12 protein-coding genes are annotated in these 12534 nt (G+C 71.6%); 6 read left to right on the top strand and 6 right to left on the bottom strand.

Annotated elements, in window-relative coordinates:
- Positions 1 to 83 precede the first annotated feature (83 nt).
- Positions 84 to 1166, bottom strand: coding sequence for a Gfo/Idh/MocA family protein (locus tag AB0L06_RS03950; protein WP_500229412.1), 1083 nt, complete (start codon positions 1164 to 1166; stop codon positions 84 to 86).
- Positions 1167 to 1276: 110 nt separating this feature from the next.
- Here AB0L06_RS03950 and AB0L06_RS03945 point away from each other — a divergent pair, with 110 nt between their 5' ends.
- The gene (locus AB0L06_RS03945) at positions 1277 to 1855 is read left to right on the top strand and encodes a TetR/AcrR family transcriptional regulator (RefSeq protein ID WP_500229411.1); all 579 of its coding nucleotides are present in this window, start codon (positions 1277 to 1279) and stop codon (positions 1853 to 1855) included.
- A gap of 10 nt (positions 1856 to 1865) precedes the next feature.
- On the opposite strand, the gene AB0L06_RS03940 is transcribed toward AB0L06_RS03945, so the two are convergent.
- Entirely contained in the window at positions 1866 to 3296 is a 1431-nt protein-coding gene (locus AB0L06_RS03940) for a DHA2 family efflux MFS transporter permease subunit (protein WP_500229410.1), read from the bottom strand.
- 102 nt (positions 3297 to 3398) lie between these two features.
- Here AB0L06_RS03940 and AB0L06_RS03935 point away from each other — a divergent pair, with 102 nt between their 5' ends.
- The 3 genes from AB0L06_RS03935 (at position 3399) to AB0L06_RS03925 (ending at position 6392) form a co-directional block, all read left to right on the top strand.
- Entirely contained in the window at positions 3399 to 4079 is a 681-nt protein-coding gene (locus tag AB0L06_RS03935) for a TetR/AcrR family transcriptional regulator (RefSeq protein WP_500229409.1), read from the top strand.
- A 133-nt stretch (positions 4080 to 4212) separates the two neighbouring features.
- Entirely contained in the window at positions 4213 to 4938 is a 726-nt protein-coding gene (gene uppS, locus AB0L06_RS03930) for a polyprenyl diphosphate synthase (protein ID WP_500229408.1), read from the top strand.
- Positions 4935 to 6392: an oxygenase MpaB family protein gene (locus tag AB0L06_RS03925; protein ID WP_500229407.1), complete on the top strand. Its 1458-nt coding sequence runs from the start codon at positions 4935 to 4937 to the stop codon at positions 6390 to 6392. The genes uppS and AB0L06_RS03925 overlap by 4 nt, the downstream gene beginning before the upstream one ends.
- A 282-nt stretch (positions 6393 to 6674) precedes the next feature.
- Here AB0L06_RS03925 and AB0L06_RS03920 read toward each other — a convergent pair whose 3' ends face one another.
- Entirely contained in the window at positions 6675 to 7283 is a 609-nt protein-coding gene (locus tag AB0L06_RS03920) for a TetR/AcrR family transcriptional regulator (protein WP_500229406.1), read from the bottom strand.
- 102 nt (positions 7284 to 7385) lie between these two features.
- On the opposite strand from AB0L06_RS03920, the gene AB0L06_RS03915 reads away from it, so the two are divergent.
- Complete coding sequence (locus tag AB0L06_RS03915; protein WP_500229405.1) at positions 7386 to 8222, top strand: NAD(P)H-binding protein; 837 nt, start codon at positions 7386 to 7388, stop codon at positions 8220 to 8222.
- 23 nt (positions 8223 to 8245) lie between these two features.
- Here AB0L06_RS03915 and AB0L06_RS03910 read toward each other — a convergent pair whose 3' ends face one another.
- The gene (locus AB0L06_RS03910) at positions 8246 to 9559 is read right to left on the bottom strand and encodes a GNAT family N-acetyltransferase (protein WP_500229404.1); all 1314 of its coding nucleotides are present in this window, start codon (positions 9557 to 9559) and stop codon (positions 8246 to 8248) included.
- Between the two features lie 95 nt (positions 9560 to 9654).
- On the opposite strand from AB0L06_RS03910, the gene AB0L06_RS03905 reads away from it, so the two are divergent.
- On the top strand, positions 9655 to 10527 hold the full coding sequence (locus AB0L06_RS03905) for an SDR family NAD(P)-dependent oxidoreductase (protein ID WP_500229403.1): 873 nt from the start codon (positions 9655 to 9657) through the stop codon (positions 10525 to 10527).
- A 664-nt stretch (positions 10528 to 11191) separates the two neighbouring features.
- Here the strand turns inward: AB0L06_RS03905 and bfr are convergent.
- Both bfr and AB0L06_RS03895 read right to left on the bottom strand, forming a co-directional pair.
- Entirely contained in the window at positions 11192 to 11683 is a 492-nt protein-coding gene (bfr, locus tag AB0L06_RS03900) for a bacterioferritin (RefSeq protein WP_500229402.1), read from the bottom strand.
- A gap of 39 nt (positions 11684 to 11722) precedes the next feature.
- A complete protein-coding gene (locus AB0L06_RS03895) occupies positions 11723 to 12412 on the bottom strand; it encodes a (2Fe-2S)-binding protein (protein ID WP_500229401.1) in 690 nt (229 codons plus the stop codon).
- Between the last annotated feature and the right edge of the window lie 122 nt (positions 12413 to 12534).

The raw sequence follows: 12534 nt of genomic DNA, 5'->3' as shown, positions 1-12534 counted from the left end.
GCTCGCCATGGGGGACCTCCCGTCCGCTGACTCCTCCTCCCGTCCGGGACCCGATCGCGTCCGCCGTCAATGCCACAGACGTTCTACTGAGCGATCTCGTGCGAGGCTCCGGTTTCAGCCGAGCGTTCGATGGTCGCGAGAAGCCGGTGGAGGCGGGTGGCGGTTTGGAAGCTCGGGGTCGGTTGGCGTCCCTCCGCGATCGCGTGGGCGACCTCCTTGTAGACGGCGGCGACGTTGGCGGCCGGGCCCTCGGACGGGTGGAATGGAACCGTCCGGTACTCGTCTGGCACCTTCACCGGTTCGCCGTCGACGCGGATGTCCCAAGCGGACCAGTGCATGTACGCGTTCGCCTCGGGCGCAGGGGAGATGGCCAGCGTGCCCCCGGAGCCGACCAGCTTGATGAGAAAATCGTCGGCGCTTCCGTTGCCGCCGTGGACGGTGACCGACGCCGTGGCCCCGTTCTGCAGGACGCCGTGGAGCAGCACATGGCTGGGCACGCGGTTGTCGACCGTCCGGTCCGTCCCCGCGACGGTGACGCGGTCGTGGAGCCGGGGCAGGCGTGCGGCGACCTCCGCGAACGGCCCGGCTACATGGTCCAGCGTCGCGAGGAAGTGGCCGGCCATGATGGTCAGGACCGTCGTCCCACCTGCGGGTTCGGTGCTCCACTCCATCCCGGCTGGAATGGTGCTGCCGCCCAGGGGAGCGCCCGAGGCGACCATGATGGCCGACTCCAGCCGCCCGATCCGGCCCTCCGCGACGAGATCCGCGACGAAACGGGAGTCGGGGGACTGGTACCCCTGAAGGGACACCGCGTGGACGACTCCGGCGGAGACGGCGAGTGCGGCGAGTTCGTCCGCCTCGTCCGGATCGACGGTCAGTGGCCACTCGGAGAGCACATGCTTGCCCGCCTCCAGTGCCGCCCGGATCACCTTCGCGTGTTCGGGCGCCTTCACCGACACCACGACCAGGTCCACGTCAGGGTGCGCGACGAGCGTCCCGGCGTCGGCGAACGCGAGCGGGACGCCGTGGGCGGCGGCCTCCTTGTCGGCGCTCTCCTGCCTGGTCGTCGCCACTGCAGTCACCTCGAACTCCGCCAGTCCCTCCAGGGCGGGGAGGTGTGACGCCCCTGCCCAGCCGCTCGCCCCGACGACTCCGACCTTGATCATGAGCGCACTCCGTCCAGTTGTGTACCGATCGGTATGAAACTAGAGCGTGACGAACCGAAAGATCAAGGGGTAACGTACCGATCGGTAAAAAACTTGGAGGTGACCCCGGCATGGCAGGTGGACGTCCGCGCGCCTTCGACGCCGACGCCGCGCTCGACCGCGCGCTCGAGGTGTTCTGGCGGCAGGGCTACGAAGGCACGTCGCTGTCCGACCTGACGACCGCGCTGGGCATCAACCGCCCCAGCCTGTACGCGGCCTTCGGCAACAAGGACGAGCTGTTCGCCAAGGCGCTGAACAGGTACATCTCCGGTCCGGGGGCCTGTGCCTCCGTGGCTCTGGAGGCCCCCACCACGCGTGAGGTCGTCGAGCGCATGGTCGACTGCGCCATCGAGCTGACCGCCGGGACGGACACGCCGTCGGGATGCCTGACCGTGAACAGCGTCCACGCCTGCGGTCCGAACTCGGCGTCCGCCCGCGACGCGGCCCTCGCTTACCGCAAAGCGGGCGAGGCGGCCCTGCGCCGACGGTTCGAGCAGGCGTCCGACCTGCCCGAAGGCTATGAACCCGGCACCCTCGCCCGGCTCGTCCACACCATCACGGACGGCATCGCGGTCCAGGCGGCGAGCGGTCGCACCCGGGACGAACTACGCCAGGTCGCAGACCTCGCGCTGAACGCCCTACTGCCCTGACCAGGGCGAACTAGGCATTCAGAGGCTCGGCGAGGACGGCGTCCTCCGGCGCCTGAGCTCGTCCACCGTCGGTCCTGAGGACGGCGAGGGCGAGCAAGACGGCGGCGAGCACCAGTCCACCGCCGATCGTCAGCGCGAGGGCGTAGCCGTTGCTCAGCGAGGACGGCGAAACGGCGTGGCCCGTCCGGTGCTGGGCGACGGTGCCGAGGGCGGCGAGGCCGAGGGATCCGCCGATCTGACGTGAGCTGTTGAGCAGGCCGGACGCCGTCCCCGCCTCGTCCGCGGCGACCCCCGCGGTGGCGATGGAGACGATCGGGCCGAGGCAGATCCCGAACCCGACCCCGAGGACGATCGAGGGCCCGAGAACGTCCACCGCGAACGAGACGTCCGGGCTGATCAGGCCGAACCAGCCCAGCCCGGCCGCCGTCACGAGCCCGCCGATCACCAGCAGGGCGCGCGGGGCCAGCCGGTAGCCGAGCTTGACCGCGACCACCGACCCGGCGACGACCGCGAGGGACAGCGGCAGGAACATGATCCCCGTCGACGCCGCCCCGTGGCCCAGGACGCGCTGCATGTAGAGCGACATGAAGTAGAACGCCGAGGTCATGGCCGCGCCGACCAGCAGGTTGTAGGCGTTGGCCCCGGCCACCGACCGGTTGGCGAACAGGCCGAGCCGGACCAGCGGCTCGCGCCGGGTCGTCCGCTCGACCAGGACGAACGCGGCGAGCAGCACGACGGCCGCCGCGAGCGTGACGAGCGTGGCGGACGACGTCCACGCGTTCCGGTCGGTCCGGACGATCCCGAACACCAGCAGCGTCATGCCCGCCGTCGCGAGGACGGCCCCGAGCGCGTCCGGACGTACCGCGCGCGACACCGCCGGGTGGGACGCGACGCCCCGCCAGGCCAGCGCCGCCGCGACGGCGACGATCGGGACGTTCACGAACATCACCCAGCGCCAGCTGGCGTACTCGGCGAGCAGGCCGCCGACCACCGCGCCGAGCGCGCCGCCGGACGCGTTCATCGCGCTCCAGATCCCGAAGGCCCGGACGCGTTCCCGCCCCGAGGGGAACGTCGCGGCCAGCAGTGCCAGCGCGGACGGAGCCAGGGCCGCGGCCCCGACCCCCTGTGCGGCGCGGGCGGCGACGAGCTGCCCGGGGCTCTGCGCGAGGCCGCCGAGCAGCGACGCGACCCCGAAGAGCCCGAGCCCGAACACCAGGACCCGCTTGCGCCCGTACCGGTCGGCCGCCTTGCCGCCGAGCAGGAGCAGCCCGCCGAAGGCGAGCGCGTACGCGTGGATCACCCAGGTCGCCCCGGACGCGCCGAACCCCAGCCCGGCGGCGATCCGGGGCAGTCCGACGTTCACCACCGACAGGTCCAGCGACACCATGAACTGCACCACGGCCACCGCCGCGAGCGTGAGTCCCGGTCTTCCGTCCCGCATGCCCGACCTCCGCGCATCGACTTTGCGAACATGTTCCGAACGCGTTCGCAAAGTAGCATCGAGATCCTCCGGCGTCCACCGGCCCCTGGCATGATGGGACCCATGTCCCGTCCCGCCGCCTCGTCTGGCCGCACCGGCCGCCCGCCCCTGACCTCCCGTGCGGAGATCCTGGAGGCGGCCCGCCGGCTCATCGGCCGCGACGGCTGGGAGACCCTGACGATCCGGCGGCTGGCCGCCGAACTCGGCATCGGCCCGACCACCCTGTACCGCCACATCAAGGACAAGGAGGACCTGCTCGTCCTCCTCCTGAACGACCACCTCGACCGCCTCGAACGGCCCGCCCTCCCTGCCGACCCGAGGGACCGCATCGTCGCCGCCGCGACCGCGATGCACGACGTCCTGGCGGACTGGCCCTGGGCCGCCGAGGTCCTCGCCGTGGACGGCTTCATCGCGCGCCTGGACGAGTCGGCGCTGTGGATGGTCGAGGCGATCCTGTCCGGGGCGTCCGAGCGCGGATGCACCCCTGACCAGGGCATCGAGCTCTTCCGCGACCTCTGGTACTACACGGTCGGCGAGATCCTCGTCCGCTCCCGCTCCGCCCGCGTGGTGACCGAGGAGGAACGCCGCACCTTCGTCCGGCGCTTCGACGCGTCCCGCACCCCGCACCTGGCCGCCGTCGGCGACCGCTGGGGGACCGTCGCCGGCCGCGACACCTACCCCGCCGCGCTCCGCACCTTCGTGGACGGCCTGCTCGCCCAGGCTGCCGCGCCCGCCGGCGACTGACGCCGGCCGCGCGGGCCCTGCGCACGCTTCGGCCACAGATCCGTCACTGTACGGATGCAAACCGTCGCGAAGCGAAGCACTCGACGGCGCGGAAAGCTGATCCTTAGGGGGTGAAAACAGAGGGGTTGGGGTCGTGGTGAGCGCGCCCCGTCATGTCGCCTGCGTGATGGACGGGAATGGCCGCTGGGCCAGGCAGAGGTATCTCCCGCGGACGGCCGGGCACCGGGCGGCGGAGGCGGCGGTCATCGACGTCATCGAGGCGGCGCGGTCGGCGGGCGTGGGCTGGCTCAGCCTGTACGCGTTCTCCACCGAGAACTGGCGGCGGCCGAGCGACGAGATCGATTTCCTGATGGGCCTGATCCGGCGGACGCTGCGCAAGCACGCGCTCTCCATGTGCGCCCGCAACATCCGCTGCCGCTTCCTCGGCGTCTCGGACCCCCGGATCCCGTCCGGGCTGGCGCAGGACATCTCCGACCTGGTGGAACTGACCCGCGACAACCGCGGCATGACGCTGACCGTGGCGTTCGACCACGGCGGACGCCGCGACATCGTCGAGGCCGCGCGGGCGCTGATCCGCGACGGGGTGCCCGCCGACCTGGTCACCGAGGAGAGCTTCGCCGAGCACCTGCCGCATCCCGACACCCCGGACGTCGACCTCGTCATCCGGACGTCGGGGGAGCAGCGCATCTCCAACTTCATGCTCTGGCAGGTCGCCTACGCCGAATGGGTCTTCCCCGAGGTCCTGTGGCCGGACTTCCGGGCCGAGCATTTCCACGAATGCCTGCGCGCCTACCGGAATCGCGAACGAAGGTTCGGTGACGTCCGGTCGCCGAATCCCATCCTGAAAGGGAGCAGATGAGCGCCGAAACCATCGCCGAACAGCCCGATATCTCGATTCTCTGCCCCGACGCGCTGCTGGCCGATTACTGCCAGGATGCACGGTGGGGGCTTGCCGTCGTCCGCGCGACGGTGCTGGAGGCGGCGCATCCGCAGATCGGCGCGGCGCTGATCGAGAACTCCACCTTCGTCACGCATCCGTGGCGGCGGGTGTTCAACACCCTGCTCAGCGTCCAGCGCATTCTGGACGCCGATCCGCGCGTCCGGGACAAGGAGGGCGCCCGCCTCAACCGGATGCACGCGCGCATCGCCGGCGTCGACCCGAAAGGCCGTCCCTATAACGCGATGGACCCGGATGCCCGCGCCTGGGTGGTCGGCTCGCTTTTCGAATCGACCGTGAACCTGAGCCGGATGAGCGGCGTCACCATGAGCGCGGGCGACATGGAGCGCCTCTACGAGGAATTCAAGGCCTTTCTGGTGCTCCTGGAAGGGACCGCCGACCATCTGCCCCCGACGGTCGACGACTTCTGGCCCTATTTCGACGAGACCATCGAGCGCGGCCTGGAGAACACCGAGGCCATGCGCATCATCCTGTTCGAACTCTTCGGACGGATGCCCGCGCCGCCCCTGCTCCGCACCCACCCCGCGCTCTGGGCCGTTGGACGCGCCATGGCCGGGCCGGTGATCGGCGAGTTCCTGAAGGGGACGCTGCCCGAGAGCGTCCGGCAGCGTGCGGGCCTCGCCGACCTGCCCGGCTCGCACATGCTGGCCCGCGGCGTCTACATGGGGACCGGCGTCGCCGCCCGCGTCCTGCCGGAGTCCTGGACGCGGACCGACACCGTCGTCGGCCTCCTCGACCCCAGCCTGGCGAACGGCGGCTCCGGATCCCACCTGCTGTCGGCGCTGCGCCGCCAGCAGACCCGCGCCGCCGCCCTGATCCGCCTGCTCTCCCCGATCTCGGGCGACGACTCGTCCTCGGCCGGAAGCGCGGCGCGGTCGGCCGACCGGTTCTTCGCCGAGGTGCTCGACCAGACCGGCGACGGCTACGTGTCCTGGCCCGACATCGCCGCGATGGCCCGCGAGGTCGCGTCCCGCCTGGACCTCGAGGCGGACGGCGAGGAGCGCCTGTTCGACGCGTTCGCCGGCTGGTGGCGCGAACTCTCGTCCGCCCTGGACACCGACGGCGACGGCCGCGTCAGCCGCGCCGAGTACGCCGCCGCGGCGTCCTCCCAGGCGAGCCCCGCCCTGGTCAGGGTCGCCGAGGTCCTCTTCGACGCGACCGACGCCGACGGCGACCAGACCATCAGCGCCGTCGAGCACCGCGCCCTGTTCCGCACCGCGTTCTCCCGCGACGTGCGGACCACCGGCCAGGACGCCCGCTACTCGCGCAGCGAGTTCATCCGCGAGTTCCTGGACTTCATGGCCGGCCGCCACGACGACTCCGCAGGCTACGACTCCCTGCTCGCCCAGGCCTGACCACTCTCCGGTTCGGCCCGCATTGAGATCAACGGGCCGAACCGGTCGGGCCGTCGACCAACGAAACCAGCAGGCCAGCCCGACGAACCAGCAGGCCAGGCCGCCGAGCCGACAGGTCCGGCCGCTGAGCCGACAGGTCCGGCCGCTGAGCCGACAGGTCCGGCCGCTGAGCCGACAGGGCTGGCCGTCGAGTCAACGGGCAGGCCGTTGAGTCGACGGGCCAGGTCGTCGGTTCGACGGGGCAGGTTGTCGAGCCGGTGGCCTGGCTGTCGAGCCGACGGGTCAGACCGTCGAACCGGCGGGTCCCGCGGTGGTGAGGTCGTCGAGCCAGCGGGTGAGGCGGGCTCCCTGCCGGGTCATGATGTCCGGGTCGTGGAGGGCGTTGCTCAGCAGCGACATGCCCTGGTAGGCGCCGACGAGCGTGAGGGCCAGGTCGTCCGGGTCGTCCAGGCCGAGTTCGCGGAACTGGCGTTCGACCCAGGTCAGCAGCAGCCGGATGACGCGCCCGGCCTCCTCGCCGAGCCCGCCGTCCTCGCGTTTGCCCAGCTCGGTGGCCAGGGTTCCGGTCGGGCAGCCGTAGCGGGCGGCGATGTCACGCTGCCCGACCCACCCGTCGACCAGGGCCTTCAGCCGGTCGAGCGGGTCCGGCAGCGCGTCGAGTTCGGCGGTGATGGCGGCCAGGTGCCCGGCGTGCTCGGACAGCGCGGCCTCGACCAGGTCGTCCTTGGTCTTGAAGTAGTAGTAGACGTTCCCGACCGGCACGTCGGCGGCCTTGGCGATGTCGGCGATCGTCGTGCGCTCCGCGCCCTGGCGGTGGACGACGTCGGCGGCCGCCGCGGTGAGGCGCCGCCGCTTGTCGGCTCCTCGCGTTCTCGTTGGTGAGTTGGTCACCTGACTCACTATAGACAAACCCCCGTCCGGTCGTGCTAACGTCTAGCCCAGCAAGTCAGTCAGTCAACTAACTAACTTTCGGAGCGGGATATGGAGATCGTGGTGACCGGGGCTACGGGCAACGTCGGTGGCGCGCTGGTGCGGATGCTCGCGGCGGACGGCGAGCAGGTGACGGCGACGTCCCGGAACATCTCGGCGGCGGACGTTCCGGACGGTGTCCGACACGTGCGAGCCGACCTGACCGACGCGGACGGCCTCCGGCCCGTCCTCGACGGCGCGGACGCGCTGTTCTTCCAGAACGGCGGGGGGAGCGCGCACCTGATCGACACGCACGCCGTTCTCGACGCGGCCAAGGCGGGCGGCGTCCGGCGCGTGGTGCTGCTGTCCTCGCAGGGCGTGGCGACCCGTCCGGACTCGGCCTCGCACGGCGTGGTGACCAAGGCCATCGAGGACGCCGTGATGGCCTCGGGCCTCGACTGGACGATCCTGCGGCCCGGCGGCTTCAACTCCAACACCTACGCTTGGATCGAGTCCGTGCGCGCGTCGCGGACCGTCGCCTCACCCTTCGGTGACGTCGGGCTGCCGACGATCGATCCGTCCGACATCGCGGCGGTCGGCGCGTCCGCGCTTCGCGAGGACGGTCACGCCGGGCAGGTCTACGTGCTCACCGGGCCCGCCATCGTCACGCCGAAGCAGCAGGCCGAGGCCATCGGTGAAGCGCTCGGGGAGCCGATCCAGTTCGTCGAGCTGACGGCCGACCAGGCCCGCGCCCACATGGCGCAGTTCATGCCCGAGCCCGTCATCGAGACGACGCTGTCGATCCTGGGCGAGCCGAACGAGGCCGAACTGCGCATCAGCCCGGACGTCGAGCGCGTCCTCGGCCGCGCCGCGCGCAGCTACGCCGACTGGGCCCGGGACAACGCCCCCGCGTTCCGCTGACCCGCGGGTGCGCGTTCGAGCGGTCAGCCGGCCGGGACGTGCCGGGTGAAGCCGATCGACTCGTAGAGGCGGCGGGCCCGCACGTTGTCCTCGGTGACGGCGAGGGACAGCACCTCGTGGCCCTGGTCGGCGAGGGCGTGCATGGACGCCGCCACCAGGCGGCGCCCGAGCCCGCGTCCGAGGTGGCCCGGCGCGGTGAACAGGTAGGCCAGCAGCGGGACGCCCTTCCACAGCGTGACCAGGGATGCGGCGGCCGGACGTCCCGCGTCGTCCTCGGCGACGAAGGACGCGGTCGGCACGAACCGGCCGTGCTCGCCCTCGAACACCAGCCCGATCTCTTGGGTCGCGGCGGTGACGTCGGCGCCCGCGTCGGCCTGGTCGGGCGTCCCCCGGTAGGCGTGCCACATCAGGTCGCCGAGCGCGGGGACGTCCGACGGCACGGGGTTCCGGAACCCGTGCTCCTCCGGCGCAGGCAGAACGTCAAGCAGCGCATCAAGCCGAAACCGCCGAGGCCCCACCTCCTCCACTACACCCGCGTCCACGCCCGTGCCTGCATCCGCGCCCGCGCCCACGTCCATGCCCGCCTCCTTCACCATGCCCGCCTCCTTCACCATGCCCGCCTCCTCCACCGTGCCCGCGCCTGCGCCCACGTCCATGCCCGCCTCCTCCACCGTGCCCGCGCCTGCGTCCGTGTCTGTGCCCGCGTCGGTGTTCGTGCCTGCGGTGGTGCCCATGCCCATGTTCGTGGTCGTGGCGGGGGACAAGGTGGCGAAGGCGCGGTCGATGAGGGCGGCGCGGTCGGCGGTGCCGTCCGTCCGGAGCCATTCGCGGGTCGCGGCGTCCAGGGCGGCGCCCGCGGCCGCCGTGAGCAGGTCGGCGGTGAAGGCGTCGAGGTCAGTGCCCGGACGTTCGCGAAGCGCGGCGGCGACCAGCGACCGCAGCTCATCGCGCTTCTGGTGGAGGCGGGCGCGTAGCGGCGGGGTCGTCTCGATCAGGCGCAGGGCGTCCAGATCGCGCTGGGCGGTGTGGATGCGCGGCTCCCACTCACGCAGGACGGCGTGCAGGCAGGCCCAGGCGCCCTCGTCGCCCGGACGCGCCCGAACCTCGTCGGCGATCTGTTCGGCGATGTCCTCGACGTCCCCGAACAGGACGTCCTCCTTAGCCGGGAAGTACCGGAAGAAGCTGCGCTTGGACAGCCCCGCCGAGGCGGCGATGTCCTCAACCGTCGTCGCCTCGTAGCCGCGTTCCACGAACATCCGGAGGGCGAGCTCGGCGAGCTCCCGCCGTACCGCGCGCCGCGTCCGCTCCCGCAGCCCCATCGTCTCCGCACCGCTCATGCACGAAGGGTACTTTATGCAACCATGTGCCTAACATGGCACTCGGTGACACTGTCGGCGTCACATGCCGACAACGCCGACGCGAGGAGGACGACATGCACGGGAAAACGGTCATGGTGACCGGCGGAACGGCGGGGATCGGCCGGGAGACCGCGCGCGGCCTGGCCCTCCTCGGCGCACGGGTGATCATCGTCGGGCGGAACCCGGACCGCGCGAAGGCCGCGGCCGCCGACCTCGCCGCCGCGACGGGCGCCGAGGTCACGCCCCTGATCGCCGACCTCGCCCGGCTGGACGGCCTGCGCGGCCTCGCCGCCCGCTTCGCCGACGACCACGACACGCTGGACGTCCTGGTCAACAACGCCGGAGGCATGAGCCCCGAACGGCGGCTCACCGAGGACGGCGTCGAGCTCACCTTCGCCGTCAACGTCCTCGCGCCCTACGCGCTCACCTGCCTGCTGCTCCCGCAACTCCGAGTGGCGGACGCGGCGCGCGTGGTCAACCTGACCGGTGGCCAACCGGACGGGACGATCGACCCCGCCAACCTCCAGGCCGAGAAGCGGTTCCTGGGCTGGACGTTCTCGCACTACAACCAGGCCAAGACGGCGCTCATGGCGATGAGCCACCGCTTCGCCACGCGCCTCGCGGACGAGAGGATCACCGTCAACGTCGCCTTTCCCGGCCACGCCTACACGCCCGGGAACCGGGCCACCCCGGTGCGCGCGTTCCCGTACCTGTTCCGGCCGGTCGCGCCGCTGATCAGGCTCGCCGGCCCGCTCCTGCTGTCGGACCTCGCGAAGTCGGCGCGTTCCAGCGTCCACCTGGCCTCGAGCCCCGAGGTCGAAGGACTCACCGGCGTCTACGTCGACGCCAAGGCACGCCGCGCCACCTGGCCCGACGGCGCCCTCGACCCGCGAGCCCAAGACGCGGTATGGACCCTCTGCGAACGCCTCACCACCCTGACCGTCTAACAACCCCCACACCCGCCCCACCCGTCAGACCCCACACCCCTCGCCCGTCAGGCTCCGTGCTCGGCCCGCGGCCGCCAGGCCCCGTGCCCGCTCCGTCCGCCAAGGCCCGTGCCCGCTCCGTCCGCCAGGCTCCGCGCCGCCCTGTCAAGCGGACCGCGTGGTGGATCATCCGGCGGGATCCGTGGCCGGCCCGTCTGGCGTGCCCCATACCCGGCCCGTCAGGCAGGTCTCGTGCCCGAATTGTCTGGCGTGACCCGTGCGGGCCGTCCGGTGGGACCTGTGCCCGGCCCGTCAGGCGGGTTCGTGCTGGACCTTCCGGTGGGCTCCGTGCCTGAGCCTGTCCGGCAGGTTCCGTAGGCCGTCGAAGGTGTGCAGGACCAGGCCCGGCGCGGACGGGGCGGTGTCGGCAGGGCCGACGACGGTCGTGGGCCGGAGCCGGTGGATCACATGTGCCCGCCCGCTCGGCGGTATCTGTTCCTGGCTCGTTTGGCGGGATCCGCGCCCGGATCGTTTTGGCAGGGCCCGCGCTCGGGCCGCCTGGTGGTTTGTGCGTCTGGCTTGGTGGCCGACGCGTCGCGCGGGCTTCCGGGTTCTGCGAGCGGGCCCGGCACGTGGGGTGATCAGGGCTCTGACGTGCCGGGACGCGTTGCGGCGGCGGGAAGGCTCAGTCGGAGCCGGTCTCCTCGGGGCCCTTGGTGAGGCGCTGGAGGTAGTTCTGCTCGCCGAGCATCTCGACCAGCCCGAGCTCGGTCTCCAGGTAGTCGATGTGGTCTTCCTCGTCATCGAGGATGTCCTCGAAGAGGCGCGCGGACGTGATGTCCCCGCGCGAGCGCATCAGCTCGGCGCCCGGACGCAGCCGTGCGACGGCCTCCAGTTCGATCTGCAGGTCGGCCCGGAGCTGCTCGACGATCGTCTGCCCGATACGGAGAGTGCCTATCTTCTGGTAGTTCGGCAGGCCCTCCAGGAACAGGATCCGTTCGGTCAGCCGCTCCGCGTGCCGCATCTCGTCGAACGACTCGTCCCGGCTCTTCTCGGCCATCCGGTCGAAGCCCCAGTCCTGCTGCATCTTGGAGTGCAGGAAGTACTGGTTGATCGCGGTCAGCTCCGCGGTGAGCTGCTCGTTGAGCAGCGCGATGATGTCCTTGTCGCCTTCCATGGCCGCCATGGTTCCATGACGCTCCGTGATCGGACAGTGTCAGGCGGCGGTGTCGCGCAGCCAACGCGAACGCACCGGCGCGAGCACCCGCTCCGGCGGAACGAGCACCTCGGACGGCACGGACCCGGTCACGCCGCACGCGGGCGTGCCGCCGGGCGCGTCCGTGGCGCACGGTGGCTGGGGCGTGGCCGTAGCCAGCGCGTTCATGATGCACGCGGGCTGGTCGGCGCCATCCGCAGGCGCGGTGGCAGTGTCGCCCAACGCGGTGCTGCCCAACGTGGCGGTGCTGACCGGCGTGGCGGTGACGCCCGACGTGGCGGTGCTGACCGGCGTGGCGGTGACGCCCGACGTGGCGGTGCTGCCTGGCGTGGCGGTGCTGTTCGGCGTGGCGGTGACGCCCGACACGGTTGTGCTGTCCGACGCGGCGGCGCCGTCTGACGCGGCGGAGGTGGCCATGGAGGCAGGTGCGGACGTGGCGGGGACGCCGAGCGGCGGGACCGGGGCGTCGGCCGGGAGGACGGGCGGAAGCGGCCCGCCGGTGATGGCGTCGACCAGGTCCACGGCCGTCTTCACCTCGCTGACCAGCGAGTACAGTCGGCGGGTGCAGGACCCGCAGCCGGGCTTCCAGCCGCAGGCGTCCTTGACCTCGCGGACCCCGCCGCAGCCGCCGTCGAGCATGCAGCCGCGCACGTCATCCTCGGTGACGGCGTTGCAGACGCAGACGTACATGCGGGCGGGAACCTCTCGGTGGTCAGGTAAGGGCAGCCTCAATTAGGTAAGGCAAGCCTAATGTAGGCGACGGATGTCCGGTATGGCCAGTCCCGTCCGGATCGGTGTGATCTAACCCTCAG

The sequence above is a fragment of the Spirillospora sp. NPDC052269 genome, assembly GCF_040679435.1.
Lineage (GTDB): Bacteria > Actinomycetota > Actinomycetes > Streptosporangiales > Streptosporangiaceae > Spirillospora.
This window is presented reverse-complemented; position numbering and strand designations above follow the sequence as displayed.